Below are 25,780 nucleotides of genomic sequence, written 5' to 3'. Positions count from 1 at the left end.
GGGCGACTCTCTCGGTCGCCCGCAAGCGCCAGGGCCGCGAAATCCATCCTCGCGGTCGTATCGGGCATGATCGCCCCATGGGTTCCCTCTCCACTCCACCCGGTTCCGCCATGTCGACGCCCACGCCCTGTTACCACTGCGGCCTGCCGGTTCCCGTCGGCCAACGCTTCGAGGCGCTGATCCTCGGCGAGAAAAGGCCGCTCTGCTGCCCCGGCTGCCAGGCCGTGGCGGAAGCCATCGTGGCCGGCGGGCTGGAAAGCTACTACCAGCATCGCAGCGAGACCTCGACCAATCCCGATGCCCTGCCCCAGGCGCTGCCCGAGGAAATCGCCCTGCTCGACCGGGAGGACGTACAGCGGCCCTTCGTCGAGCACCAAGGAGACCTGGCGCAGGCCTGCCTGCTGATCGAGGGCATCAGTTGCGCGGCGTGCGGCTGGCTGATCGAAAAGCACCTGCGCCGCCTGGAAGGCGTCGCCGAAGCTTCGCTGAATCTCTCCAACCACCGGCTGAACGTGCGTTGGGCGGACAGTACCCTGCCCCTCAGCCGCTTGCTTGCCGAGCTGCGGCGGATCGGCTATGCCGCGCACCCCTACAAGGCCGATGAAGCCGCCGAACGCCTGCACCGGGAAAACCGCCGCGCGCTGCGGCAACTGGGCGTGGCCGGCCTGTTGTGGATGCAAGTCATGATGGCGGCGATGGCCACCTGGCCGGAATTCAACCTGGACCTGTCCGCCGAGCTCGACACCATCCTGCGCTGGATCAGCCTGTTCCTCACCACGCCCATCGTCTTCTACTGCTGCGGACAGTTCTTCCGCGGCGCCCTGCGCGACCTGCGCACCCGCCACCTGACCATGGACGTCTCGGTGTCCCTGGCCATCGGCGGCGCCTACCTGGCGGGCATCTGGTCGACGGTGACCGGCGTGGGCGAGTTGTATTTCGACGCGGTGGGCATGTTCGCACTGTTCCTCCTCGCCGGCCGCTACCTGGAACGCCGGGCCCGGGAGCGGACCGCGGCGGCCACCGCGCAACTGGTCAACCTGTTGCCGGCGTCCTGCCTACGTCTCGATCCGCGGGGCCAGAGCGAACGCATCCTGCTCGGCGAACTTCAGGTGGGCGATCGCGTGCTGGTGCAACCCGGCGCCTTGCTGCCGGCGGACGGGCTGATCCTCAGCGGCCAGTCCAGCATCGACGAATCGCTGCTCAGCGGCGAATACCTGCCCTTGCCAAGGGGCGTCGGCGATGCGGTCACCGCCGGCACGCTGAACGTCGAGGGTCCGCTCACCGTGGAGGTCCGCGCCCTGGGCGACGATACCCGGCTGTCGGCCATCGTCCGCCTGCTGGAACGCGCCCAGGCCGACAAGCCGCGCCTGGCGGAGCTGGCCGACCAGGTGGCGCAGTGGTTCCTGCTGGTGGTCCTGCTGGCCGCCGTGGCGGTCGGCCTGGCCTGGTGGCAGATCGACCCGCAGCGGGCCTTCTGGATCGTCCTGGCGATGCTGGTCGCCACCTGCCCCTGCGCGCTGTCCCTGGCGACCCCGACCGCCCTCACCGCCGCCACCGGCAGCCTGCACCGGCTGGGCCTGCTGCTGACCCGCGGGCACGTGCTGGAAGGCCTGAACCGCATCGATACCCTGATCGTCGACAAGACCGGCACCCTCACCGAAGGGCGCCTCACCCTGAGCGCGATCCATCCGCTGCGGGAATGGGATGCGGACGCCTGCCTGGGCCTGGCGGCAGCCCTGGAAAACCGCTCCGAACACCCCATCGCCCGCGCATTCGGCAAGGCGCCGGCGGCCGCCGAACGGGTCGACAGCGTGCCCGGCCTTGGCCTGGAGGGCTGGGTCGAGGGGCGTCTCCTGCGCATCGGCCAGCCGGCGTTCGTCGCGGCGCTGGCCGGCAGCCCCGCGCCGGCGATTCCCGGCCGCAACGGCCAGTGGCTGCTGCTCGGCGATGCCCAGGGTCCGCTGGCCTGGCTGGTGCTGGACGACCGCCTGCGCGAAGACGCTGCGCGGCTGATCCAAGCCTGCCAGGCCAAGGGCTGGGAAATTCTGTTGTTGTCCGGCGACAGCTCGCCGATGGTCGCGGAGATCGCCACGCGCCTGGGCATCGCCGACGCCCGCGGCGGCCTCGCGCCCGACGCCAAGCTGGCGGTCCTTCGTGACCTGCACGCGAAGGGTCGAAGGGTGCTGATGCTCGGCGATGGGGTGAACGACGTACCGGTGCTGGCCGGCGCGGACATCAGCGTGGCCATGGGCTCCGCCACCGACCTGGCGAAGACCAGCGCCGACGCGGTGCTGCTGTCCAACCGGCTGGACAGCCTGGTGCAGGCGTTCGACATGGCGCGCCGCACGCGCAGGGTGATCATCGAGAACCTGGCCTGGGCGAGCCTGTACAATGGCCTGGTTCTGCCCTTCGCCGCCTGCGGCTGGGTCACGCCGGTCTGGGCGGCCCTGGGCATGTCCCTCAGCTCGCTGCTGGTGGTGCTCAACGCCCTGCGGCTCAATCGCGCGCCGGCTGCCTGAGCCGACCGGCAGCCCTCTCCCGGAGTTCCGATGACCGCACTCTACGTCATGATCCCCATTGCCGTGATCATCGTCGGCCTGGCCATCTGGCTGCTGTTCTGGGCCGTGGATAACGGTCAGTACGACGACATGGACGGTCCCGCCCACAGCATCCTGTTCGACGACGAAGACCCCAGCCACAAGGCCGGTGTCGAGGAAGCCGAGCGCCATGCCGCCGGCAAGGACGAACCCCGTGCCTGAACTGGCACCGCTGCTGGTGTCCGCGCTGATTCTCGGCCTGCTCGGCGGCGGCCATTGCCTGGGCATGTGCGGCGGCCTGATGGGTGCCCTGACCCTGGCCATCCCCGCCGAGCAGCGCGGGCGCCGCCTGCGCCTGCTGCTCGCCTACAACCTCGGGCGGGTGCTCAGCTACACCGCGGCGGGCGTCCTCGTTGGCCTGGCCGGCTGGGCGCTGGCCAGCAGCCCGGCGGCCATGGCGCTGCGGGTGATCGCCGCCCTGCTGTTGATCGCCATGGGGCTCTACCTGGCGGGCTGGTGGAGCGGCCTGACGCGCATCGAGGCGGTCGGGCGCGGACTCTGGCGCCACCTGCAACCCCTCGCCCGGCGCCTGCTGCCGGTCTCCAGCGTGCCGCGCGCCCTGTTGCTCGGCGCCCTCTGGGGCTGGCTGCCCTGCGGGCTGGTCTACAGCACCCTGCTGTGGGCCGCCAGCCAGGGCTCGGCCTTGGACAGCGGGGCGCTGATGCTGGCCTTCGGTCTCGGCACCTGGCCGGTGCTGCTGGCCACCGGCCTCGCCGCCGAGCGCCTGAAGCGCGTGCTGCAACGGCGCGGCGTACGCGTCGCCGGCGGCCTGCTGATCATGGTGTTCGGCCTCTGGACCCTGCCGGGCCCGCACCAGCACTGGCTGATGGGTCACTGAGCCGGCTCGAGGTCCTGCACGCACCCGCTGTCGCCGCGGTTTCGCCGACCGTTCAAGCTGACAAGGTGTCGCATACCCCGCTCCCTTGATTCAAATCAAGCTGCCCTCGCCGAGGCGTCCCTAGACTTCGGGTCACTGCTTGCCAAACCGGGGAATGCCCGCATGCTCGACGCCATCCGCTGGGACACCGATCTGATCCGCCGCTACGATCAATCGGGTCCGCGCTACACCTCCTACCCGACCGCGGTGCAATTCAACCAACGCGTCGGTTCCTTCGACCTCCTCCACGCCTTGCGCGACAGCCGCAAGGCCCAGCGGCCGCTGTCGATCTACGTGCACGTGCCGTTCTGCGCGAACATCTGCTACTACTGCGCCTGCAACAAGGTGATCACCAAGGATCGCGGCCGCGCCCTGCCCTACCTGGAGCGGCTGGAGCGGGAGATCGAACTGGTGGCCTGCCACCTCGACCCCGCGCAGAAAGTCGAGCAGTTGCACTTCGGCGGCGGTACCCCGACGTTCCTCAGCCACGACGAACTGCGCCGGCTGATGGCGCACCTGCGCAGCCATTTCAACCTGCTCGACGACGACTCCGGCGACTACGGCATCGAGATCGACCCGCGCGAGGCCGACTGGTCGACCATGGGCCTGCTGCGCGAACTGGGCTTCAACCGCGTCAGTCTCGGCGTGCAGGACCTCGACCCTTCGGTGCAGCGGGCGATCAACCGCTTGCAGAGCCTCGAGGAGACCCGCGCCATCGTCGAGGCGGCGCGTACCCTGCAATACCGCTCGGTGAACATCGACCTGATCTACGGGCTGCCCCGGCAGACGCCGGAACGCTTCGCCCGCACCGTCGAGGAAATCATCGCGTTGCAGCCGGACCGGCTCTCGGTGTTCAACTATGCGCACCTGCCCGAGCGCTTCATGCCGCAGCGGCGGATCAACGCGGCCGACCTGCCGAGCCCGGCGGACAAGCTCGAGATGCTCCAGGGCAGCATCGAGCAACTGACCCGCGCCGGCTACCGCTACATCGGCATGGATCACTTCGCCCTGCCCGACGACGAACTGGCCATGGCCCAGGAAGACGGCAGCCTGCAACGCAACTTCCAGGGCTACACCACCCATGGTCATTGCGACCTGATAGGCCTGGGCGTGTCCGCGATCAGCCAGGTGGGCGATCTCTACAGCCAGAACTCCAGCAACCTGGCGGATTACCAGAGCAGCCTGGACAACGACCTGCTCGCCACCAGCCGCGGTCTGCTGTGCAACCAGGACGACCGCCTGCGGCGGGCGGTGATCCAGCAGCTGATCTGCCAGTTCCAGTTGCAGTTCGCCGAGATCGAGCGGGCCTTCGGCATCGAGTTCCGCAGCTACTTCTCCGATCTCTGGCCGCAGTTGCAGCGCATGGCCAGCGACGGTTTGATCGAGCTCACGCCCCAGGGCATCGACATCCGCCCGGCCGGCCGCCTGCTGGCGCGCTCGGTGTGCATGCTGTTCGACCACTACCTGACCGAACAGAACAACCAGCGCTTCTCCCGGGTGATCTGAAGCGACTCGCCGGGTCCACGCCCGGCCGCCGGACTCACTTCATCGCCAGCGCGGTAGCCGTCTGCATCTGCTCGGCGCTGAGGCCTTCCTCGCGCATCGCCTCGAGCAGGCTGGAGTTGGCGGTGCTGAGCGACCCGGACAACGAGGACAATTCGCTGCGTTTCTGCGCGGCCTGCTCGATCCGGGCGTTGTCGTCCAGCCGACCGTCGCTGCCGATGGCCTGCAGTTCGATCTGTTTCTCGGTCATCTGCGTCTTGAGCTGGCGAATCATCTTGAGGATGCTCTTGATGGTATCGGACAGGTCGCTCTTCTCGATGTTGTCGTTCTCGTTCGCTTCGCTGGAACGTGCGTGGCCCAGCGCCGACAGGCTGACGCGGATACCGACCCGGGCGGGCGGCGACTCGGTCGAGCCGTCTGCCGCGGGGGCCATGGCCGGGTCGGCCTCGACGGCGGCGCCGTTGGAAGCCTGACCCGGACGCATGGCGGCAACCGGCATGCGGGTGGCCAGGGAGGGTAGCTCGATGCTCACGGCGCGGATCCTCACGGTTGTCGTCACCCGCTATCGTCAGCCACCGGAAAAACTTGAGCGACCGGACAGGAACGCGCACGGCTGGTCCTGGCGACCTTCCTTGGGGTACCCTTACGGCCACTGTGTGTTTCCAAGGATTCCGCCCCCATGTCCGAGACCATCAAAGTGCGCGCGCTGCCCCAAGCCCACTGCAAGGATTGCAGCCTGGCAGCGCTGTGCCTGCCGCTGTCGCTGAACATGGAGGACATGGATTCCCTGGATGAGATCGTCAAGCGCGGCCGACCGCTGAAGAAAGGCGAGTTCCTGTTCCGTCAGGGCGACCGCTTCGATTCGGTATTCGCGGTGCGTTCGGGCGCGCTGAAAACCTTCAGCATCACCGACGGTGGCGAGGAGCAGATCACCGGCTTCCACCTGCCCAGCGAACTGGTCGGGCTGTCCGGCATGGACACCGAGGCCTATCCGGTCTCGGCCCAGGCGCTGGAAACCACCTCGGTCTGCGAAATCCCCTTCGAGCGACTGGACGAACTGTCGGTGCAACTGCCACAGCTGCGTCGCCAACTGATGCGGGTGATGAGCCGGGAAATCCGCGACGACCAGCAGATGATGCTGTTGCTGTCGAAGAAGACCGCAGACGAGCGGATCGCGACCTTCCTGGTCAACCTGTCGGCCCGCTTCCGCGCCCGCGGCTTCTCCGCCAACCAGTTCCGCCTGGCCATGTCGCGCAACGAGATCGGCAACTACCTTGGTCTCGCCGTGGAAACCGTTTCGCGGGTGTTCACCCGTTTCCAGCAGAACCGGCTGCTGGCGGCCGAAGGCAAGGAAGTGCAGATTCTCGACCCGATCGAACTCTGCGCCCTCGCCGGCGGCAGCCTGGAAGGCTGAAGCCCCCACCTCCGACTCGCCGCGCCTGCGCAGCCCCGTGCCGCGGGCGCTGTGCGTCCTCTCGCATGGCGCCCCCCCCGATGAACCTCGACGAATTTTCCCTCAAATCGCTTATCCGCCCGGTCGTGGACTTCCCCACGGCGGGCGTGGTGTTCCGCGACATTACCCCCTTGTTCCAGTCGCCACGCGTCCTGCGCTTGGTGATGGACAGCTTCGTCCAACGCTACATCGAGGCGGATTTCAGCCATGTCGGCGCCATGGATGCCCGGGGCTTCCTGATCGGCTCGATCATCGCCTACGAGCTGAACAAGCCGCTGATCCTGTTCCGCAAGCAGGGCAAGCTGCCCGCGGATGTGCTTGCCGAGGGGTATCGCACCGAATACGGCGAGGCCTTCCTCGAAGTGCATGCCGACAGCCTGTGCGAAGGCGACAAGGTGCTGATGTTCGATGACTTGATCGCCACCGGCGGCACCCTGCTGGCGGCGACTAGCCTGGTTCGCCGGATGGGCGCGAGCCTGCTGGAAGCGGCGGCCATCATCGATCTGCCGGAACTCGGCGGCTCGGCAAGGCTGGCCGAGGCCGGCGTGCCGAGCTTTGCCCTCACCCGCTTCGCACTCGACGAAGTCTGAGCCGACCGCTCGCCTGCTCGTCGAGGGTCAACGCCAGAAGGGTTTGAAGGCCTCCTCGTGGGCTTGCCTGCGAGTGAGCCCGATATCGCGCAGTTGCCATTCATCCAGCTCCAGCAGACGGCGGCGGGTCTGCAAACGCAGCCAGAACCTGCCCCAGCGGGAAATTTCCGGCGCACCGCCTCGAATCGACCCCGTCCCTCGTTCGCTCAATTCCCCTGCCCGTAGGCTCAGACGTACATCGCTCAACCCGTTCATCGCCGCCTCCTTCGCTCGTTCGAGCCTGTGCAGGCATGATGGGCGAAGACAGCGAGACGATACAGATTCAAAAAACCTAAATTAGAGCCATACACAATGTCGCGATAGCCATCTGAATCTTGTATTTTCGGCGGATCTGTATGGTCGCTCTCTTCTCACTTCTGTGGTCTATGCGATGACACTCTATGCCAGCCTCGCCGAGACCCTCGGCGCCCGCATCCAACAAGGCTTCTACCGGCCGGGCGACCGCTTGCCGTCGGTGCGTGCCCTCAGCCTGGAACACGGCGTGAGCCTGACCACCGTCCAGCAGGCCTACCGGCTGCTGGAAGAGAACGGCTTGGCAGCACCGCGGCCGAAGTCAGGCTATTTCGTGCCGGCGAACCGCGAGACACCCGCTCTCCCGGCGATCACGCGCACGGCGCCACGCCCCCTGGAGATTTCCCAGTGGGAACAGGTGGTCGAATTGATCCGCACGGTGCCACGGGACGACGTGGTACAGCTCGGGCGCGGCATGCCTGACATCGGTTCGCCGACCCTGCGGCCGCTGCTACGCTCCCTCAGCCGCATCAGCCGGCGCCAGGACATGCGCGGGCTCTATTACGACAGCATCTACGGCACCGACGCGTTGCGCCAACAGATCGCTCGCCTGATGCTCGACTCCGGTTGCCAGTTGACGGCGTCCGACCTGATCGTCACCACCGGCTGCCACGAGGCGTTATCCGCCAGCCTGCGCGCGCTCTGCGGGCCGGGCGACATCGTCGCGCTGGACTCGCCCAGCTTCCACGGCGTCATGCAGACCCTGAAGGGGCTCAACATCAAGGCCCTGGAACTGCCCACCGACCCGATCCAGGGCATCAGCCTGCCGGCCCTGGAAATGGCCCTCGAACAATGGCCGATCAAGGCCATCCAACTCACCCCGAGCTGCAACAACCCGCTGGGCTACACCATGCCGGAAGCGAACAAGCGCGCCCTGCTGCAACTCGCCCAACGCTTCGACGTGGCGATCATCGAAGACGACGTCTACGGCGACCTGTCCTACCGCTACCCGCGCCCACGCAGCATCAAGTCCTTCGACGAGGATGGCCGGGTGCTGCTCTGCAGCTCCTTTTCCAAGACCCTGGCACCCGGCCTGCGGATCGGCTGGATCGCCCCGGGACGCTACTTGGAACGGGTGCTGCACATGAAGTACATCAGCACCGGCGCCACCGCCACCCAACCGCAGATGGCGATCGCCGAGTTCATCGCCGGCGGCCACTACGAGCCCCACGTGCGACGCATGCGCGGCCAGTACCAACGCAACCGCGACCAGATGATCGATTGGGTGATGCGTTACTTCCCGCCGGGCACCCGGGCCAGCGATCCCCAAGGGGGCTTCATGCTGTGGATCGAATTGCCGGAAAGCTTCGATACCCTACGCTTGAACCGCACGCTGCTGACCCGCGGAGTGCAGATCGCCGTCGGCTGCATCTTCTCGGCCTCCGGCAAATACCGGAATTGCCTGCGGATGAACTACGCGAACAAAGCCAGTGCGGAGATCGAGCAGGCGGTGCGCACGGTCGGCGAAACGATTCAGGAACTGGACGAACAATGAAAAGTGGCGCCAGAGGCGCCACTTGGTATCAATTTCCGTAGATCTCGATTTCTCGCCAGGAAAGCCAGGAGCCTGGGCTTTCCGTGGTGACAATCCGGATATAACGACCTGTTGCAGAGAGCTCGGCAGCTATCACATTTAGATCTTCCGCCGCGGGGTCGGTAATCGTAGAAACCATCGCCAAGTTATTGAGGTTATCGCCGACATAGACTTCGTGTCTGGTCCTAGGCACAGTACTTGGAGACTTTGCAGGCACTAAACGAAGTGACTTTATTTGCTTAGCTGACCCCAAATCGAATTGTATGAAACCCGTTTGCGCGCCGGCATTCCAGAAGTTCCCAGACAGGTACTTCCCATCATAGGCGGTAGTTGGATCCCCGGTACCACCGCTAGTCGTTACAGCTATGGGCTTCAATCGGGAGGGTATGGGTTTCTGTACAGGTACCGTGTAACCATGCACGCGTATGGGGATGCCTTTGGTGTCGTTATAACCCGTCGCGAATGTTTTATTTCTAATGTAGGCCTCACGCTCTGGTGGACGCGTGGTTTTATCACCGTAGCGCGCAGCCAGCGCGGAAATATGAGGGGCAGCCATCGATGTCCCCGACAAATACTGCACCGTATTATTCTCCCAAGTGGACCATATTCTGGCTCCGGGAGCCCATACCTCTACACAAGGGCCATCATTGACTTTAACATTGCCAAGATCTGTATTGCTATTATCGAGACCAACGCCCATTGCGCCGTTCTCATCTATACCACTTACAACGAGCACTCCATCTACGGGATTTGGACGCAGATTATCAAGATAGTAAGAATATGAAACTTCACATGCGTCTGTTGGGATTCTGCCCATTGAGGTGTTCCCTGCTGACTCAACCACCAAAAGCCGAGTACTGAGGCTCCTTATTCTTTTACCAAAATGGACCTTCTGCCCACCCAAGGAGTTCCCATTCAGAGTATATTCCCGACCGTTTGACGATATATTTAGTATCCCAAAAACCCCTTTGTCCTCACTATCACGAAGTATCATATCCATAGCCATATAAGTTTGGTCAGCGCTCCCACCTATATTAACGCTAATTATGGGCGAGCCCGGATTGATACCTCGAACTCCGCTATTATTCCGCTGAGCGCCAATGATGCCAGCCACGTGAGTCGCATGCTGATAACCCCCTACCCTTATACCTAAGTTCACTGGCAGTTCCGTGTAATTAAGCTCGGTATGGGGCAACACACCACTATCCAAAACATAGACAGGAACGGTAGTAGTGATACCATCATTGGCTCGAACTGCCTTCTTCCCCCAAGACACGATTTCCCCACCTTCGGTAGAATCGGACCAGGAACTTAACCCCCCCTCATTGAGAGTAGAAATTTCAAAACTCAAGATACGAGAGTCGCTCTTCATTTTTTCCAGAGTGCCCTCGTTCACATATGCGGAGAAACTTTTACCCAACCACGAAGTCATGGTTACGGCAACAATGCCATAGTCACTCTCAAGCCCCTTCACCAAGGCTCTCACTTCAGGGCTTTGCCAGCTCCTGAAGTCATCGCCTTCGTCCAACTCGGAGATTTTCTTTGCCTTGGGCTCGAAGGCCAGGGTTTTCTTACTGATACCCGCAGCAGAAGCTTCATTCAGGTTGAATATATAGAGGTTCTCACCTTTTTCATTTTTTGCTACCGCACTTGCAGTCGACTGTTTTTCTTCCTCGGCAATAGCGAACGCAGAACCTAAGCCCATTGCCAGACTGATAGCGAACGCCAAATTCTTTATTTCAGTCATGAAGATCTTTTCCATATCCTTAATTTATTCCTTCGAATAACCATTGAAAACAACCGAAGCTTAAATTGACTAGCGAATAACCAGACGCACCCACGAATCACAACGAGAACAGCATCACAATAAAAAATTCATGCAGTTCGTCTAAATATCCAAGCTGGCCGCCTTGGTCGAAGAAATCGCCCCCACCGACGCAACGATGATCGCGCCGATCGCCAACCACTGGGTCAGGCTCAACAGTTCGCCGAGGAATACCAGGCCGGACAGGGCGCCGATGGCCGGTTCGATACTCGCCAGGGTGCCGAAGGTACGCGCCGGTAATCGGGTCAGGGCGATCATTTCCAAGGTGTAGGGCAAGGCGGTGGACAACACCGCGACGGCCAGGGCGGTGGGGATCGCCGCCAGGGTGAACAGTGTGCTGCCGGCGTCCGCGATGCCGACGGGCGCGACACACAGCGCGGCGATGGCCACTCCCAGCGCGGCTCCCTGGGTCCCGTGGTCGGCGCCGGCCTTTTGCCCGTAGAGGATATACAGCGCCCAGCAGACTCCGGCGCCCAGGGCGTAGGCGGCGCCAAGCGGATCGATGGCGTCGACGTTCTGCCCCAGCGGGAGCAGCAGCAACAGGCCCAGCACCGCCAGGCCGATCCAGAGAAAGTCGATGGGCCGCCGCGACGAGCAGATCGCCACTGCCAGCGGGCCGGTGAACTCCAGCGCTACGGCGATCCCCAGCGGTACGCTTTGCAAGGCCATGTAGAACATCAGGTTCATTCCGCCCAGGGCGATCCCGTAGATCAGCACCGAGCGACGCGACCCCGGCCCCAGGCGCATCCGCCAGGGGCGCAGGATCAGCGCCAGCATCACCGCGGCAAACACCAGCCGCAGGGTGGTGGTGGCCGGCGCGCCGATCAGCGGGAACAGGCTCTTGGCCAGGGACGCGCCGGTCTGAATGGACAGCATCGCCACCAGCAGCAGGCCGATGGGCATCAAATGGCTCGAAAGACGTGGGGAAGCGGAAGACATCGGAAACATCCAGGGTTGGAAAAACGGCGACGAGCGGCTATACCTTTGCCCGACGTGCAGCATAATGCGCAAAACCCATGGAATGAGCAATATAGTGCCCAATACGAATGCCCGGCCCGATGTGCTCGAACACGTCTCGGCCAATGTGAAACGGCTGCGCCGCGCGGCTGGGCTCAGCCAGGAAGCCCTGGCCCAGGCCGCGTCGGTGAGCCGCCGGATGCTGGTGGCCATCGAAGGCGGCGAAGTCAATGTCAGCCTCACCACCCTGGACCGGATCGCCGAAGCCCTCGGCGTGCTGTTCCCCGACCTGGTCCAGGCGCCCAGCCAGGCGGGCGCTTCGCATATCGACGCCCTGGCCTGGGTGGGCCGCGATCCCTCGAGTCGCGCCACGCTGCTGGCCAGTACCGCGGCGCGACGGCAGGTCGAGCTCTGGGAATGGAGCCTGGCACCGGGCGAAACCTATACGTCCGAGCCGGATGCAAGCGGTTGGCACGAAATGGTCTATGTGGTGGAGGGCCGCCTGAGGCTCACGCTCGGCGCGCTGACCCGCGATATCGACGCTGGCGACCATTGGGTATTCCCCAGCGACCAGTACTACACCTACCTGAACCCCGGCGACCGCCTGTTGCGTTTCGTCCGCAACGTGGTCAGCTAGGTCGGCCGTTTCATCTGAAGTCCGCGCCGGTCGGGGGATAAGACCGAGGTTCCGTTGGCTGCCATGAGGTTCCCATGTCCACGTACGTGCTGTCGGTGGTGCTGTTCGCCGCGCTGTTGCATGCGTTCTGGAACGCCCTGGTCAAGGCCGGCACGGAAACGCTGTTCAATACCGTACTCATCACCTCCTGCGCCGGCCTGATCGCCGCCCTGGCGCTGCCCTGGCTGCCGCTGCCCGCGCCGGCCAGTTGGCCGTACCTGGGGGCCTCGGTGGTCGCCCAGGTCATCTACTTCGCCTTGCTCGCCGCCGCCTACCGACGCGGCGCTATGAGCCAGGCCTATCCCCTCATGCGCGGCAGCGCGCCGCTGCTGGTGGCACTGGCCAGCCTGCCACTGACCGGCGAAGCCCTGCCCGTCAGCGCCTGGCTGGGGATCGTGGCGATCGGCGGCGGCGTGCTCGGCCTCGCCGGCGGCATGCACAACGGTGCCCCGCGCCCGGTCCGCACGATCGCCCTCGCGCTGCTCAACGCGACGGTAATCGCCAGCTACACCCTGATCGACGGCCTCGGCGTGCGCCTTTCGGCTTCGCCGGCGGCCTATACCCTGTGGATCTTCCTGCTCACCGCGCTGCCCCTGCTCGGCTGGGTGCTGCTGCGCCGACCGCGGGCCTTCGCCGGCTACGCCCGCCGGCGCCTGCACCTTGGCCTGCTCGGCGGCGCCGGTACCCTGGCGTCCTATGGCCTGGCGCTGTGGGCGATGACGCAAGCGCCGATCGCCAGGGTCGCGGCCCTGCGCGAAACCTCGATTCTGTTCGCCGCCGCCATCGCCGTGCTGTTCCTCGGCGAAACGCTGTCGCTGCGTCGCCTGCTGGCGACCCTGCTGATCCTGGCCGGAGCCATTGCCCTGCGCCTGGCATGAACCCCGGCCACGCTCGATCGACGGTGACCGGTAGTTCGCCGGACGCCGCGCCACGGCTTTCGAATCGATTGGCGGCACGAATGCCAGGACGGCACCGCGAACGACCCGCGAGCGCCTGCATTTCATGCGCCCGGCAAGGGCCGCGTTCCGTCGGATGCTCCCCCGCGGCTCGGGTCCCGGATAGGGTTTTAAAGTCCCGCGCTCATAGTGGCTCGGCCTCGACCGGAGCTTGCCGATGACCTCGGCGTCCGTGGCCCTTACCCTGCCTTCGGCTAAAAAGATGCCGGGTCCTGCCCGGCATCTCGCTTCGCACCCGGCTTCAGGCGTCGCCGCGGTGCGCTTCGCCCTGGGCCCGCGGCGCGGGATGGCCGCCGTCCTTGCCGGAATCCTCGTCGTCCTCCTTGATGCGGTACCAGGCCACATAGAGTGCCGGCAGGAACAACAAGGTCAGCAAGGTGGCGACGATGATGCCGCCGATCATCGCGTAGGCCATGGGGCCCCAGAACACCTCGCGGGCGATCGGGATCATGCCCAGGCTGGCCGCCGCCGCGGTCAACAGGATCGGTCGGCGCCGGTGCTCGGTGGCCTCTAGCACGGCCTTCCACGGCGAGTAGCCGTCACGCTCGAAGGATTCGATCTGGGTCACCAGGATCACCGAGTTGCGGATGATGATGCCGATCAGCGCGAGGATGCCAAGGATCGCCACGAAGCCCATGGGCGTCCCCGTGGGCACCAGCGCCAGCACCACCCCGATCAGGCCGAGGGGCGCCACGCTGGCCACCAGGAACATCTTCTGCACGCTGTGCAACTGGATCATCAGGAAGGTCGCCATGAGGAACAGCATCAGCGGCACGACCTTGGCGATCGGCCCCTGGGCCTTGCCGCTCTCCTCCACCGTGCCGCCGGTGGCGACCTTGTAGCCGTTCGGCAGCTTGCCGGCGAACTCGTCGATCTTCGGCTTCAACTGGCGGACCACATCCGTCGGTTGCAGGTCGTCGGCCACCGCCGCCTTGATGGTGATGGTCGGCTTGCGGTCGCGACGCCAGACCAGCGGCTGCTCCAGTTCGTAGCGCACCGTGGCGAACGACAGCAGCGGGATGGAGTTGCCGCTGGGTGTGACGATCTGCAGGTTCTGCAGGGTCTCCGGGGAGCGCCGCTCGCTGTCCTCGGCGCGCCCTATCACGTCGACCAAGTAGATATCGTCACGCACCTGGGTCACCGGCGCGCCGCTGACCACGCCGTTCATGATCTGCGCCACGTCCTCCGAGGACAGGCCGAGCTGGCGCGCCTTGTCCTGGGCGATCTCGATGCGCATGACTTTGCCCGGCTCGTTCCAGTCGTAGATGATCTCGCCGACGTGGGGATTCTGGTCGAGCAGCGCGGCCAGTTCGAGGGCATGGGTGCGGACTTCGTCGATGTCCTTGCCGCTGACCCGGTACTGGATCGGTCGCCCTACCGGCGGGCCCATCTCCAGCGCCTGCACGTAGCTGCCCACGCCGACGAACTCTTCGCGGAGGATTTTCTTGATCCGCGCGGCGAGGCGCTTGCGCTCCTCGAGGCCCTTGCTGACGATCACCAACTGGCCGTAGTAGGGGTTTTGCAGCTGCTGGTCCAGCGGCAGATAGAAGCGCACCGCGCCCTGGCCGATGTAGGAACTCCAGCGCACCACGTCGTCGTCATCCTTGAGCTTGGCTTCGAGACGGTCCATCTGGCGCTCGGTCTCGTGGATCGACGCGTTCTGCGGCAGGTTCAGGTCGACCAGCAGCTCCGGACGGTCCGAGGACGGGAAGAACTGGTTCTGCACGAAGCGCATGCAGAACACCGCGGCGGCGAACAGCAGCAGGGTCAGCAAAATGGTCAGCCAACGGTGCCGCATGGCGAACAGCAGGCCACCGCCGAATGCCCGGGCGATGCGCCCGGGTCCGCCCTCATGGGCCTTGATCCGCTTGGGCAAGATGTGCACGGCGATCACCGGCGCGAACAACACGGCGACGAACCAGGAGAGCAGCATCGCCACGGCGATCACCGCGAACAGGGTGAAGGTGTATTCGCCGGCGGAACTGGCGTTGAGGCCGATGGGCACGAAACCGGCCACGGTGACCAGGGTGCCGGTGAGCATCGGGAAGGCCGTGGAGGTGTAGGCGAAGGTGGCGGAATCGTGCAGGGAGTCGCCCTGCTCCAGGCGGGTGACCATCATCTCCACGGTGATCATCGCGTCGTCCACCAGCAGGCCGAGGGCGATGATCAAGGCGCCCAGGGAAATCCGCTGCATGGTGATGCCGCTGTACTCCATGAACACGAAGACCATCGCCAGCACCAGCGGGATCGAACAGGCCACCACCAGCCCGGCGCGCATGCCGAGGCTGACGAAGCTGACGATCAGCACGATCACCACCGCCTCGAACAGCGCGCGGGTGAAGCCCCCGACCGCCTCGGTGACCACTTCGGCCTGGTCGGAAACCTTGTGCACGCCGATCCCCACCGGCAGCGACGCGGTCATCTCATCCATGCGGGCGTGCAGGGCCTTGCCGAAACTCTGGATGTTGCCGCCGTCCTTCATGGCGATGGCCAGGCCGATGGCCGGCTGGCCGTTGTAGCGGAACCTGGGCGTGGGCGGATCGGCCAGGCCGCGGCTGATATCGGCGATGTCGGAAAGCCGGTAGAAACGGTCGTTCAGCCGCAGGTTGACCTTCTCCAAGTCCTTTTCCGAAGCGAACTGGCCGCTGGTACGCACCGAGATCCGCTCGGGGCCGGCCTCGATCACCCCGGCGGGGGTCACGGTGTTCTGCGCTTGCAGGCTCTGCACTACCTGGCGCTGGTCGATCCCCAGGGCCGCCAGCTTGCGGGTGGAGAAATTCAGGTAGACCACCTCGTCCTGCTCGCCGATCAGCTCCACCTTGCCGAGGTTCGGCACCTCGCGGATTTCGGCGCGCACCTGTTCCACGTAGTCGCGCAACTGGCGGAAGCTGAAGCCGTCGGCGGTGAAGGCGTAGATCGAGCCATAGACGTCGCCGAACTCATCGTTGAAACCGGGGCCCTGGATGCCCTGGGGGAAGTCGCCGCGGATATCGTTGAGCTTCTTGCGCACCTGGTACCAGATGTCGGGAATATCGTCGGCATCGGTGGTATCGCGCAGGAACACGAACACCGTGGACTCGCCGGGCCGGGTGTAACTCTTGGTGTAATCCAGGGAGTCCAGTTCCTCGAGCTTCTTCTCGATCCGGTCGGTGACCTGCTCCAGGGTGTCGTCGACCGTCGCGCCCGGCCAGCGGGTCTGGATCACCATGGTCTTGATGGTGAAGGAAGGGTCTTCCTCCCGGCCCAGGTTGATGTAGGAGAACACGCCCATCAGCAACCCGACGAACATCAGGTACCAGATGAAGGACTGGTGGCGCAGCGCCCAATCGGACAGGTTGAAACCGCCTTTCATCACCGTTGCCCCTCGTCGGTCTTGATCGTCTGCCCTTCTTTCAGGCTATTCACCCCGGCCGTCACCACCCAGTCGCCTGGCTCGACGCCGGCGCTCAGTACCGCGCGCTCGGCATCCCGCTCCAGCACCTGCACCGGGCGCGAGGCAACGCTGTGGTTCTGCCGGTCGATCACCCACACGCGCACCTGGCCGTCGGCCTCCAGCAACGCGCTGGTCGGCAGTTCGATGCGCGGGGTGATGGCCGTGCTCAGGGTCACGCTCACCGAAGTGCCCAGGCGGAAACCCGGCGGCGTCTCTTCCAAGCTCAGGCGTACACGACGGGTACGGGTGGAACGCTCGGCCTGGGGTTCCACTTCGCGAATCCGCCCGTGGGTGGCGATGGAGGGTTCCAGTTGGGCGGCCACCGCGAAGCGGACGTCCCGGGGCAATTGCTCGACCAAGGCGGCGGGTAGATCGATGACCGCTTCCTTCACGTCCGGGCGGGCCAGAATGACCACCTCCTGGCCGGCGGCGACCACCTGGCCCGCCTCCGCGTGCCAGGCGGTCACCACCCCGTCGTAGTCGCTGCGCAATTCGCTGTAGCCCAACTGGTCTTCCGCCTGCCGGGCGGCCGCACGCGCCTGGTCCTTCGCCGCGGCGGCGGTGCGCAACCCGGTCTGGGCGTTCTCCAGTTGCGCCCGCGCACCGACGCCTCGGTCGAACAGCTCCTGCTGGCGGCGCGCATTGTCCTGGGCGTTGATCCATTGCGCTTCGAGCCGCGCCAGATCGCCCTGGCGGGCGCGCAGCTCGTTCTGCTGATCGGTGGGGTCGAGCGCGGCGAGCAAGGTGCCTTTGCTCACTTCGCTGCCGACGTCCACGCTGCGCCGGGCGATGCGCCCGCCCACGCGGAAGCCGAGCACGCTTTCGTAGCGGGCCTGGATGCTGCCGGCGAAACGCCCCAGGCTCGCCTCGCTCTGCGCGCGGGCCTCGATGTGCAGCACCGGACGCGGCGGTTCGGGCGGCTGTTCCTTCTCGCCGCAGCCCGCCAGGAGAATGCCCCCCAGGAGGACCGTCATCGTGCGCCTCATGGTTGCACCTGCCCGGCATCCGCCGCGTGTCCGTTCGTTTCGGTTTGCGCGATGTCCACCTTTTGCCCGACGTGCAACAACTGGCCGCCCGCGGTCACGACGCGTTCGCCCCCTTGCAATCCCTCGGCGATGATCACCTTGCCGGTGAGGTAGCGCGCCACTCTGACCGGCTGCAGGCGACTCTGGCCCTCCTCGCCCACCAGCCAGACCGCCGGTTCGTGGCCGGACTTGGTCAGCGCCGACCAAGGCACCTCGATGGCGCTCTGCGCGGCGCCCTGCAGGGTCACGCTGACCACCGAACCCAGGTCCATCCCGGCTGGCAGCGCCTCGAGCGCCACCTTGACCTGGACCGTGCCGGTCTCCGCGGAGACGGTGGGGGTCACCTCGCGGACCTTGCCTCGCACCTTGATCTCAGGACGCTCCAGCAGCGCGACCTCCACCGGCTGGTCGCGCAAGGGTTCGGCGAACACCGACTCGTAGACGTTGAACACGGCATCGCGCGCGCCGTCCCGGGCCAGGGAGAAGATCGGCACGGTAGCCTGGACCACCTGCCCCACCTCGGCGTGGCGGGCGGTGATCACCCCTTCGGCATCGGCGACCAGGGTGGTATAGGACAGTTGCTCGCGGGCATTGGCCAGTTGCGCCTGGGCCGCCGTTAGCGAGCTTTTCGCACTGCGCAGGGTGGCCAGGGCCTGATCGTATTCGCTGCGGCTGGTGTAGCCCTTGGGCAGGAGCTTTTCCTGGCGGGCGAAATCCGCCTGGGCGAGCTTCAGGCGAGCCTGTTCGGCGCTGACCATCGCGGCGGCGGAGTCGACGTTGCTGCGCTGGTCCTGGGGGTCCAGGCGGGCCAGCGGCTGCCGCGCGGTCACCCGCGCGCCCACGTCCACCTGGCGCTCGGTCATCTTGCCGCTGACGCGGAACGACAGATCGGTCTGCACCCGCGCCTGGATGTCGCCGGTCAAGGTCACGGCGGGCGCATAACCGCTGGCCTGCACCTGCAACACCTTGACCCGGGGGAGGACAGGCTCCGGCGCCTGTTCTTTCCCGCACCCGGACACCAATACGACGCACAGAACGAAACAACGCGACAACGGTGGGGGCACGGCCATGCAGGCTCCTTGGCATGATTGCTGGCGGATCGTGGGTAATCGACTGCGAATCCCGCGGTGCGGTTCCTCCTACCGTCCCTCGCGATGGGCGAGGCTAGCGGAGCGGCGCACGCCGCTCAGCCGCGGGCGGAACCGGCGGACGCCTCCAGGCTGGCGAGGGTCGCCTCCAGCACCACCACGGCGATGAAGTGCAGCGCCCAGGCCTGCGGCGCCCGGCCGACGAGCCAGTCGTCGAACGCCTTCTCCAGCGCACGCGGCTCGAAGAAACCGAGGTCGGCCATTCTAGGCGCATGCAACAGCCGGCGAAACACCGGGCATTGGCGCAGTGGACGCAGGGTGAGGGGCGAGAAACTCTCGGTCCGGGCGGGATGGGTCAGGCTGGCGCCATAGCCGAAGCGTTCGAGCAAGCCGCGCATCAGCCGCCGGCCCTGGCGCCATTCCGGCGGCAAGGCGTGGCAGTAACGCACCACCTCCGGCTCGATAAAGGGGTGCATCGGCCACAGGCCATGGCGCAGGCACTGGGCGGCAACCCCGGCCGCGACCTCCATCACGCCAGGCTGGACGAACCCGCGCGGCTGCCGACGCAGGGCCTCGCTGCGCTCCACCTGCCGCGCCGCCAGTTCCCCGCGGAAAAAGCCCGGCAGTGGGCGATGGCCCTGCAGCACGCGCATTTCGGCGAGCCGCTGGGGTTCGGGTATCTCCTCCCAATAAGGATCGAGCAGGTCGTCGCCGCCGAAGCCGGTCAGGAACACCGAGTGGCCTTGCGCCGCGGCGCGCTGGTAGAGCCCGTCGAAAGCCGCGTAGTGCAGCTCCTCCCAAGGCACCATCAGGTGCGCCCGCGGTCCTTCCAGGTGGGCCGACCAGTCGCACGCATCGCCTTCGACGAGTTCGTCGTGCAACTCCAGGCGGTCCCAGACCTGCGCGCGGCGCTCGGCCTGCGCCACGCCCTCGTGGCCCGGCATCAGCAAGCCGAAGGTGCTCATCGGGTGTCCCCGGCGTGCCGCCACGCTGACCACCGCCGAGGAATCCAGGCCGCCGCTCAGAGCCGCGGCCAACCGCAGGGAAGGATCGGGCAACGAACGGGCCAGGCCCTGCGTCAACAGCCCGGCGAAGGAGTCCAGCGGGTCGGCGTTCGCCTCGAGCAACCGCGGGTAGTCCGCCGGGGCGGGCGCCTTGTGCTCGAGTCGCCAGGCGCCGTCCCGCCACAGCGCGACGCTGCTCGCCGTCAATTGGGTCAACCCGTCGATCAGGGTGCGCGACCCGTAGGGTTGCTCGAAGCTGCACAGGTAGTGAGCGGCGGCATCCCGGTCGAGGGACGCGGCGAGCAGCGGATAGAGCCGCGCGGGGTCCCACTCCACCCGCGCCTCGTCGCCATGCCGGGCGAGGAACACCGGCACCGTCGGCAGCCGGCTGGACTCGATACGCAGGGTGCGCCCGACGATCTCGACCCAGAACCCGTGCAGCGGCCAGTCGAGGACACGCGCCTTGGCACGGGCGAAGCCTTCCTCGTCCACCGCGCTCAACTGGTGATCGTCCTTCGTGGCCGCGGCGGGATGCGGGTGGGGGCGTTCGACCAAAGCCACGCCCAGGCGTCCCGAAGGCGTCTGGACGGCGCGCAAGAGCAGCTTGGGATGGTCGAGCGCCTCGATGCGGCCTTGCCGACTGCTCAGGCAATGACCGCTCAGGTGCCAGGCGCCGGGGATGACGCCTGCGGAATAGTGGAGCGAAAACATCGAGTTCTCTCCTTGAACTACCGCCTAGGGATTCGCTCCGTCGAACCCGTTCTACGACTTCCTTTTCTGCTTGGCGTCCGCCGTGTTGGAGGTCTTCTCGGTCATGCGGATGTCGAACAGATGGGCCATCGCCAGCCGGTCGCGATGCAGTTCACGGATGAAATCCCCCTCCCGGGAGTCCACGCGTCCTACCGGAGGCAGGGCGAAGTCGTCTTCGTGGGGATAGGCGGGCTGAATGGATGTGAGCCTTTGCATTGTCTTCTCCTTGATCATGACGGGAACGTCAGAATTCGCTCTGACCGTCTCAAACTAGCCCAGCCCATCCCGCGCGCAAGCGTCTATCCAGAGGGTTTCGCGATAAGCGCGCGCCCAATCGCGCCGTTTTCGTCAAAGTCCCATCTGCTTGGCGATGATCTCGTTCATGATTTCCCGGGTGCCACCGCCGATGGACAGTATCCGATTGTCACGGTACAGGCGCTCCACCAACGCGCCGCGCATGTAGCCCATACCGCCGAAAATCTGCACGGCCTCGTGGGTCACGCGGTTGGAAACGTCGGTAGCGAAGTTCTTCGCCATGGCGATTTCCTTGAGCGGCACCTGGCCGTCAGCCAGCCGGGCGGCCAACCGGTAGGCGAACTCGCGGGATACCTCCACCTGGGTGGCCATCTCCGCGAGCCGGTGCTTGAGCACCTGAAACGCGCTCAACGGCCGGCCGAACGCCTCGCGCCGGGCGCACCATTCCAGCGAGGCCTCCAGGGCCAGCTGGGCGGTCATGTTGGCCATGATCGCCAGCGCCAGTCGCTCGTGCTGAAAGTTCGCCATGATGCCGGCGAAGCCGGCGTTCTCGGCCCCGAGCAGGTTGCCCACGGGGACCCGGCAGTCCTCGAAACGCAGCTCGGCGGTGTCCGAGGCCCACCAGCCCATTTTCTTCAACGGACCGCTGACCTCGAAGCCCGGCGTGCCCTTCTCGACCAACAACAGACTGATGCCGGCAAAACCGGGATCGCCGGTACGCACCGCCACGGTATAGAAATCCGCGCGGACACCGCTGGTGATGAAGGTCTTGCAACCGTTGACCCGGTAATGCTCGCCCTCGCGGACGGCGCGGGTCCTCAGGTGGGCGACGTCCGAGCCACCGGAGGGCTCGGTGACCGCCAGGGCGATCACGCGTTCTCCCCTCAGCACTGCGGGGACCACCCGTTCGCGCAGCTCGGGCGACCCGCCGTTGAGCAGCGGCGGCAGGCCGATGTCGAGGGAACAGAGCCCCGCCACCAATCCGCCCGAGCCGCAATGCATCAATTCCTCGCTGGCGGCGATCTTGGCGAAGAGATCGCCCTCATGGCTGCCGCCGTAGCGTTCGGGGTAGCCGAGGCCAAGGATGCCGGCGGCGCCCGCCTTGCGATGGAGCTCGCGCGGAAAGGCCTCGGCCTCTTCCCAGGCGTCGATGTGGGGCAGGATCTCGCGCTCGACGAAACGCCGTACCGAGGCCCGCACCAACTGATGGTCGGGGTCGAAATAATCCTGGAAAACCGGCATGGCGACGCGCGCTCCGTTTTTCGCGATCATACCGAGCGCTTGCTTGGTTTTCAAGGGACGCCCGGCAGCTTGCGCGCTACGGCGCGCCCACGCGGCGATGGCAGCGACTGGAGAAGTTGGGTGGCGGCAAGGCCATGGACGTAACCCCACACCGGAAAAACGCCGCGAGGAGACCTGTCGGAACGACCCTTAGAGGCCGATGGGGCGCCGCCCCGCGAGCGCGTGGGCCAGGGTGCCGCCATCCACCAGCTCCAGTTCGCCGCCCAGCGGCACGCCGTGCGCGATCCGCGAGGCCACCAGGGACTTCGCCGCCAGCAGTTGCGCGATGTAATGCGCGGTGGCCTCCCCCTCCACGGTCGGGTTGGTGGCGAGAATGACCTCGCCGAAGGCACCCTCCTCGATGCGCTGCATCAGCTCGGGGATTCCGATGGCGTCGGGACCGAGCCCGTCCAGGGGCGACAGGTGGCCCTTGAGCACGAAATAGCGACCGCGATACCCGGTCTGCTCGACGGCGAACACGTCCAGCGGACCTTCCACGACGCACAACAGCGAGTCGTCCCGGCGCGGATCGGCGCACTGCGGGCACAAGGCATCCTCGCTGAGGGTCCGGCAGCGCTGGCAATGGCCGACGCCTTCCATGGCCTGGCTCAACGCCTGGGCCAAACGCAAGCCGCCGCTGCGATCACGCTCGAGCATCTGCAGTGCCATGCGTTGGGCGGTTTTCTGCCCCACACCCGGCAGTATGCGCAAGGCATCGATCAATTGACGGATCAACGGGCTGAAGCTCATGGGGGGCTACCGGATGACGAAGTGAGTCGGAACAGGGCGCCAAGCGCCGGCAACCCAAGGGGGGCGCCGAGCCGTTCCAGGACGGCGAACCGCCCTGGAGCCGACGACCATCAGAAAGGCATCTTGAAGCCGGGCGGCAGTTGCATGCCGGCGGTCATCCCGGACATTTTTTCCTGGCTGTTCTGTTCGATCTTGCGCACCGCATCGTTCATCGCGGCGGCGATCAGGTCTTCGAGGATTTCCTTCTCCTCCTGCATCAGGCTGTCGTCCAGGCTGACGCGCTTGACGTCGTGGCGCCCGTTCATCACCACCGTGACCAGGCCCGCACCGGATTGACCGGTGATTTCAGCATTGGCCAGCTCTTCCTGCATCTTCTGCATCTTTTCCTGCATTTGCTGGGCCTGCTTCATCAAGCCAGCCATACCGCCCTTCATCATGGTGAATTCCTCAACGTTCCAAGGGTTCAATGGTATCGGCGCGGACCACCGCGGCGAATTGTTCGATCATTTTCTGTACCAGGGGATCGGCGGCGATCGCCTGCTCCGCCTCGCGCTGGCGCAATGCACGGCGACGCGCGGCGGCCTGCGCCGGTGTTTCTTGCTCGGGCTTGACGATCTCGACCCGCAGTTTGAGGGTGCGCCCGAGGTGCTGGTTCAGCGCGTCGTTCAAGCGCCGCTGCTGGGTCGCGTTGAACAGGGCGCTCTGCGCCGGGTCCAGGTGCAGCAGCCATTCATCGCCGTCGACGGCGATCAGGGTGCAGTTGGCAGCGATGCTGCCGGTCATCCCGGAAATCCCCAGGCGCGGGAACAGCTCCAGCCATTCGGCCGCCAACCCGGTGGCCGGGGCCACGGCCGGCAAGGTCTCCGGCACCGGCTCGGCTTCCGGCTGCTCTTCCGGCTCCAGGCCATAGGCGAAGGCCTCGCCGTCCGTCTCGTAATATTGATCGTCCGCCGGTGGCGGCTCGTCGTCATCGTCGATCGGGACCGTCAACACGGTGGAGACCGCCGCGATCGCCTGTTCGGCCTCCGAGAGCAGCTCGGGTTCGGGTTCGGGTTCGGGTTCGGGTTCGGGTTCGGGTTCGGGTGTGGACTCCACCTCGACCACGGCGGCGACGACCTCGGCTGCCGTGGATTCCTCCCAAGGCAGATCCAGCACCGGTTCCGGTTCCGGTTCCGGTTCCGGTTCCGGTTCCGGTTCCGGTTCCGGTTCCGGTTCCGGTTCCGGGGATGCGACCTGAACCTGCGCGCCCTCGGTCGAACGCTCCGCGGAAACCACTGGAGTCGACGGCGCGACAGCCGGGACCACGCTTTCCGATCCATCGGCAACCGCAACACGCGGTTCGGCGGCAACCGTCGCCGCGGGAGCCTGAGGCGCCGCGAGTGCTGGCGCGGCCACTGGGGAAGAGGAATCAGCCGTGGCGCCGCTGATCCCCAGATTCTTTAAAGGCGATCCCGGCGCGCCGTCGGCATCCGCCGGGCGGAACGCCAGCATGCGCAGCAGCGCCATCTCGAAGCCGCCCCGCGGGTCCGGCGCCAGTGGCAAGTCCCGGCGGCCGATCAGGCCCATCTGGTAGTAGAACTGCACGTCCTCCGCCGGCAAGGCCTGGGCCAGCGCCAGGACCCGGTCGCGATCGCCCTGACCGTTGTCCACGGCGTCCGGCAGCACCTGGGCGATCGCCACGCGGTGCAGCACATTGAGCATTTCGGTCAGCACGCCGGACCAGTCGGGCCCCTGCTCGGCCAGGTGGCGCACGGCTTCGAGCAAGGCGCGGGCGTCGCTTTCCAGCAACGCGTGCAGCACACCGTAGACCTGGCCGTGATCGAGGGTACCCAGCATGGCGCGCACGTCGGCGGCCAGGACCTTGCCCTCGCCGAAGGCGATGGCCTGGTCGGTCAGGCTCATGGCGTCGCGCATGGACCCATCGGCGGCACGCCCGAGCAGCCACAGGGCGTCGTCCTCGAACGGCACGCTCTCGGCAGCCAACACATGGGCGAGGTGCTCGACCACCCGCTCCGGCGGCATGTTCTTCAAGGAAAACTGCAGGCAGCGCGAAAGAATGGTGACCGGCAGTTTCTGCGGATCGGTGGTGGCGAGGAGAAACTTGACGTGCGGCGGCGGCTCTTCGAGGGTCTTCAGCAGCGCGTTGAACGAGTGCGTGGAAAGCATGTGCACTTCGTCGATCAGGTAGACCTTGTAGCGGCCGCGGCTGGGGGCGTATTGCACGTTATCCAGCAGCTCGCGGGTGTCCTCCACCTTGGTACGGCTGGCGGCATCGACCTCGATCAGGTCGACGAAGCGCCCTTCGTCGATTTCCCGGCACACCGAGCAGGCGCCACAGGGGGTGGAACTGATCCCCGTCTCGCAGTTCAGGCACTTGGCGAGAATCCGCGCGATGGTGGTCTTGCCCACGCCGCGGGTGCCGGTGAACAGGTAGGCATGGTGCAGGCGCTGGTTGTCCAGTGCGTTGATCAAAGCCTTGAGCACGTGCGTTTGCCCGACCATTTCGCGGAACGAGCGGGGACGCCATTTACGAGCAAGGACTTGATAACTCATCGAGAACCAACGCAACAGGAGAAAGAAAATCGACCGATGTCGCCAGGCGAACCGGAGTGGCGACGTCCGCCCGGGCATCTCGCCGGCGACGCCAGCCGCCGACTCGGGGCGGGCACACTCTATCACAGCAGTCCGAGGCTTCCATCCTCGTGGCGGCGGGTGGGGTCGCGGGATACGGAGCGATTGGCGAGGCCCTTCAGGCAAGGATGCGCGCGCGAACTCGCTGTCGGCAGAACCTATCGATGAGGGTCGTCAAGCTGGATCGGCCTTCCCGGAAATAAGCCGCCTATCGAGGCTCGACTCATCACTCACCCGGCATTCG

22 protein-coding genes are annotated in these 25,780 nt (G+C 65.8%); 9 read left to right on the top strand and 13 right to left on the bottom strand.

The genetic code is table 11. The annotated features are described in order from the left end of the window. Positions 1-110: 110 nt before the first annotated feature. The 4 genes from OGL92_RS01735 to hemN all read left to right on the top strand — a co-directional run bounded on the left by OGL92_RS01735 (position 111) and on the right by hemN (position 4,980). Positions 111-2,519 (top strand): heavy metal translocating P-type ATPase, encoded by a 2,409-nt coding sequence (locus OGL92_RS01735; protein ID WP_263139593.1) that lies wholly within the window; start codon positions 111-113, stop codon positions 2,517-2,519. 30 nt (positions 2,520-2,549) lie between these two features. Then, positions 2,550-2,759, top strand: a complete 210-nt coding sequence (gene ccoS, locus OGL92_RS01730; RefSeq protein ID WP_263139463.1) for a cbb3-type cytochrome oxidase assembly protein CcoS — start codon at positions 2,550-2,552, stop codon at positions 2,757-2,759. Further along, positions 2,752-3,435, top strand: a complete 684-nt coding sequence (locus OGL92_RS01725) for a sulfite exporter TauE/SafE family protein (protein WP_263139460.1) — start codon at positions 2,752-2,754, stop codon at positions 3,433-3,435. The genes ccoS and OGL92_RS01725 overlap by 8 nt, the downstream gene beginning before the upstream one ends. A 162-nt stretch (positions 3,436-3,597) precedes the next feature. After that, complete coding sequence (gene hemN / locus OGL92_RS01720; protein ID WP_263139458.1) at positions 3,598-4,980, top strand: oxygen-independent coproporphyrinogen III oxidase; 1,383 nt, start codon at positions 3,598-3,600, stop codon at positions 4,978-4,980. A 34-nt stretch (positions 4,981-5,014) separates the two neighbouring features. Here the strand turns inward: hemN and OGL92_RS01715 are convergent, their stop codons facing one another. After that, on the bottom strand, positions 5,015-5,509 hold the full coding sequence (locus OGL92_RS01715) for a hypothetical protein (RefSeq protein WP_263139457.1): 495 nt from the start codon (positions 5,507-5,509) through the stop codon (positions 5,015-5,017). A 147-nt stretch (positions 5,510-5,656) separates the two neighbouring features. Between OGL92_RS01715 and fnr the strand changes: the two genes are divergently transcribed. Together fnr and OGL92_RS01705 are read left to right on the top strand one after the other, a co-directional pair. Further along, the gene (gene fnr / locus OGL92_RS01710) at positions 5,657-6,391 is read left to right on the top strand and encodes a fumarate/nitrate reduction transcriptional regulator Fnr (RefSeq protein WP_263139456.1); all 735 of its coding nucleotides are present in this window, start codon (positions 5,657-5,659) and stop codon (positions 6,389-6,391) included. Between the two features lie 80 nt (positions 6,392-6,471). Then, positions 6,472-7,020 (top strand): adenine phosphoribosyltransferase, encoded by a 549-nt coding sequence (locus tag OGL92_RS01705; RefSeq protein WP_263139453.1) that lies wholly within the window; start codon positions 6,472-6,474, stop codon positions 7,018-7,020. 27 nt (positions 7,021-7,047) lie between these two features. Here the strand turns inward: OGL92_RS01705 and OGL92_RS01700 are convergent, their stop codons facing one another. After that, the gene (locus OGL92_RS01700; protein WP_263139452.1) at positions 7,048-7,275 is read right to left on the bottom strand and encodes a DUF1127 domain-containing protein; all 228 of its coding nucleotides are present in this window, start codon (positions 7,273-7,275) and stop codon (positions 7,048-7,050) included. Between the two features lie 175 nt (positions 7,276-7,450). Between OGL92_RS01700 and OGL92_RS01695 the strand changes: the two genes are divergently transcribed. Continuing rightward, entirely contained in the window at positions 7,451-8,866 is a 1,416-nt protein-coding gene (locus tag OGL92_RS01695; RefSeq protein WP_263139449.1) for a PLP-dependent aminotransferase family protein, read from the top strand. Positions 8,867-8,894: 28 nt separating this feature from the next. Here the strand turns inward: OGL92_RS01695 and OGL92_RS01690 are convergent, their stop codons facing one another. Together OGL92_RS01690 and rhtA are read right to left on the bottom strand one after the other, a co-directional pair. Next, complete coding sequence (locus tag OGL92_RS01690) at positions 8,895-10,667, bottom strand: S8 family serine peptidase (RefSeq protein WP_263139447.1); 1,773 nt, start codon at positions 10,665-10,667, stop codon at positions 8,895-8,897. 126 nt (positions 10,668-10,793) lie between these two features. Continuing rightward, positions 10,794-11,669, bottom strand: a complete 876-nt coding sequence (rhtA, locus tag OGL92_RS01685; protein ID WP_263139443.1) for a threonine/homoserine exporter RhtA — start codon at positions 11,667-11,669, stop codon at positions 10,794-10,796. 64 nt (positions 11,670-11,733) lie between these two features. On the opposite strand from rhtA, the gene OGL92_RS01680 reads away from it, so the two are divergent. Further along, complete coding sequence (locus OGL92_RS01680) at positions 11,734-12,324, top strand: XRE family transcriptional regulator (protein WP_263139441.1); 591 nt, start codon at positions 11,734-11,736, stop codon at positions 12,322-12,324. A 74-nt stretch (positions 12,325-12,398) separates the two neighbouring features. Further along, on the top strand, positions 12,399-13,241 hold the full coding sequence (locus OGL92_RS01675; protein WP_263139436.1) for a DMT family transporter: 843 nt from the start codon (positions 12,399-12,401) through the stop codon (positions 13,239-13,241). Positions 13,242-13,560: 319 nt separating this feature from the next. Here the strand turns inward: OGL92_RS01675 and OGL92_RS01670 are convergent, their stop codons facing one another. The 9 genes from OGL92_RS01670 to dnaX form a co-directional block, all read right to left on the bottom strand. Continuing rightward, the gene (locus tag OGL92_RS01670) at positions 13,561-16,671 is read right to left on the bottom strand and encodes an efflux RND transporter permease subunit (protein WP_263139431.1); all 3,111 of its coding nucleotides are present in this window, start codon (positions 16,669-16,671) and stop codon (positions 13,561-13,563) included. Further along, the gene (locus OGL92_RS01665; protein ID WP_263139428.1) at positions 16,671-17,738 is read right to left on the bottom strand and encodes an efflux RND transporter periplasmic adaptor subunit; all 1,068 of its coding nucleotides are present in this window, start codon (positions 17,736-17,738) and stop codon (positions 16,671-16,673) included. The genes OGL92_RS01670 and OGL92_RS01665 overlap by 1 nt, the downstream gene beginning before the upstream one ends. Beyond that, positions 17,735-18,847: an efflux RND transporter periplasmic adaptor subunit gene (locus OGL92_RS01660; protein WP_263139427.1), complete on the bottom strand. Its 1,113-nt coding sequence runs from the start codon at positions 18,845-18,847 to the stop codon at positions 17,735-17,737. The genes OGL92_RS01665 and OGL92_RS01660 overlap by 4 nt, the downstream gene beginning before the upstream one ends. A gap of 116 nt (positions 18,848-18,963) precedes the next feature. Continuing rightward, positions 18,964-20,580 (bottom strand): asparagine synthase C-terminal domain-containing protein, encoded by a 1,617-nt coding sequence (locus OGL92_RS01655; RefSeq protein WP_263139425.1) that lies wholly within the window; start codon positions 20,578-20,580, stop codon positions 18,964-18,966. A 51-nt stretch (positions 20,581-20,631) separates the two neighbouring features. After that, positions 20,632-20,835, bottom strand: a complete 204-nt coding sequence (locus OGL92_RS01650) for a hypothetical protein (protein ID WP_263139423.1) — start codon at positions 20,833-20,835, stop codon at positions 20,632-20,634. A gap of 132 nt (positions 20,836-20,967) precedes the next feature. Next, entirely contained in the window at positions 20,968-22,116 is a 1,149-nt protein-coding gene (locus OGL92_RS01645) for an acyl-CoA dehydrogenase family protein (RefSeq protein ID WP_263139421.1), read from the bottom strand. A gap of 189 nt (positions 22,117-22,305) precedes the next feature. Beyond that, entirely contained in the window at positions 22,306-22,905 is a 600-nt protein-coding gene (gene recR / locus OGL92_RS01640; protein WP_263139420.1) for a recombination mediator RecR, read from the bottom strand. 110 nt (positions 22,906-23,015) lie between these two features. Beyond that, complete coding sequence (locus OGL92_RS01635) at positions 23,016-23,342, bottom strand: YbaB/EbfC family nucleoid-associated protein (protein WP_263139419.1); 327 nt, start codon at positions 23,340-23,342, stop codon at positions 23,016-23,018. A gap of 10 nt (positions 23,343-23,352) precedes the next feature. Continuing rightward, a complete protein-coding gene (gene dnaX / locus OGL92_RS01630) occupies positions 23,353-25,458 on the bottom strand; it encodes a DNA polymerase III subunit gamma/tau (RefSeq protein WP_263139417.1) in 2,106 nt (701 codons plus the stop codon). Positions 25,459-25,780 lie beyond the last annotated feature (322 nt).

Source organism: Pseudomonas sp. RIT-PI-AD, from assembly GCF_025642785.1.
In the GTDB taxonomy this organism is placed as follows: domain Bacteria; phylum Pseudomonadota; class Gammaproteobacteria; order Pseudomonadales; family Pseudomonadaceae; genus Pseudomonas_T.
The sequence above is the reverse complement of the archived record's forward strand: the minus strand, read 5'-3'. Positions and strand labels throughout refer to the sequence as shown.

What these genes read in the sequence shown, in the direction of transcription:
- OGL92_RS01735 (WP_263139593.1), top strand. Translation starts at nt 111, where the DNA reads ATGTCGACGCCCACGCCCTGTTACCACTGCGGCCTGCCGGTTCCCGTC.
- ccoS (WP_263139463.1), top strand. Translation starts at nt 2,550, where the DNA reads ATGACCGCACTCTACGTCATGATCCCCATTGCCGTGATCATCGTCGGC.
- OGL92_RS01670 (WP_263139431.1), bottom strand. Translation starts at nt 16,671, where the DNA reads ATGAAAGGCGGTTTCAACCTGTCCGATTGGGCGCTGCGCCACCAGTCC.
- dnaX (WP_263139417.1), bottom strand. Translation starts at nt 25,458, where the DNA reads ATGAGTTATCAAGTCCTTGCTCGTAAATGGCGTCCCCGCTCGTTCCGC.
- OGL92_RS01655 (WP_263139425.1), bottom strand. Translation starts at nt 20,580, where the DNA reads ATGTTTTCGCTCCACTATTCCGCAGGCGTCATCCCCGGCGCCTGGCAC.
- OGL92_RS01635 (WP_263139419.1), bottom strand. Translation starts at nt 23,342, where the DNA reads ATGATGAAGGGCGGTATGGCTGGCTTGATGAAGCAGGCCCAGCAAATG.
- hemN (WP_263139458.1), top strand. Translation starts at nt 3,598, where the DNA reads ATGCTCGACGCCATCCGCTGGGACACCGATCTGATCCGCCGCTACGAT.
- OGL92_RS01695 (WP_263139449.1), top strand. Translation starts at nt 7,451, where the DNA reads ATGACACTCTATGCCAGCCTCGCCGAGACCCTCGGCGCCCGCATCCAA.
- OGL92_RS01645 (WP_263139421.1), bottom strand. Translation starts at nt 22,116, where the DNA reads ATGCCGGTTTTCCAGGATTATTTCGACCCCGACCATCAGTTGGTGCGG.
- OGL92_RS01675 (WP_263139436.1), top strand. Translation starts at nt 12,399, where the DNA reads ATGTCCACGTACGTGCTGTCGGTGGTGCTGTTCGCCGCGCTGTTGCAT.
- OGL92_RS01650 (WP_263139423.1), bottom strand. Translation starts at nt 20,835, where the DNA reads ATGCAAAGGCTCACATCCATTCAGCCCGCCTATCCCCACGAAGACGAC.
- OGL92_RS01680 (WP_263139441.1), top strand. Translation starts at nt 11,734, where the DNA reads ATGCGCAAAACCCATGGAATGAGCAATATAGTGCCCAATACGAATGCC.
- fnr (WP_263139456.1), top strand. Translation starts at nt 5,657, where the DNA reads ATGTCCGAGACCATCAAAGTGCGCGCGCTGCCCCAAGCCCACTGCAAG.
- OGL92_RS01690 (WP_263139447.1), bottom strand. Translation starts at nt 10,667, where the DNA reads ATGGAAAAGATCTTCATGACTGAAATAAAGAATTTGGCGTTCGCTATC.
- OGL92_RS01665 (WP_263139428.1), bottom strand. Translation starts at nt 17,738, where the DNA reads ATGAGGCGCACGATGACGGTCCTCCTGGGGGGCATTCTCCTGGCGGGC.
- OGL92_RS01700 (WP_263139452.1), bottom strand. Translation starts at nt 7,275, where the DNA reads ATGAACGGGTTGAGCGATGTACGTCTGAGCCTACGGGCAGGGGAATTG.
- OGL92_RS01705 (WP_263139453.1), top strand. Translation starts at nt 6,472, where the DNA reads ATGAACCTCGACGAATTTTCCCTCAAATCGCTTATCCGCCCGGTCGTG.
- rhtA (WP_263139443.1), bottom strand. Translation starts at nt 11,669, where the DNA reads ATGTCTTCCGCTTCCCCACGTCTTTCGAGCCATTTGATGCCCATCGGC.
- recR (WP_263139420.1), bottom strand. Translation starts at nt 22,905, where the DNA reads ATGAGCTTCAGCCCGTTGATCCGTCAATTGATCGATGCCTTGCGCATA.
- OGL92_RS01660 (WP_263139427.1), bottom strand. Translation starts at nt 18,847, where the DNA reads ATGGCCGTGCCCCCACCGTTGTCGCGTTGTTTCGTTCTGTGCGTCGTA.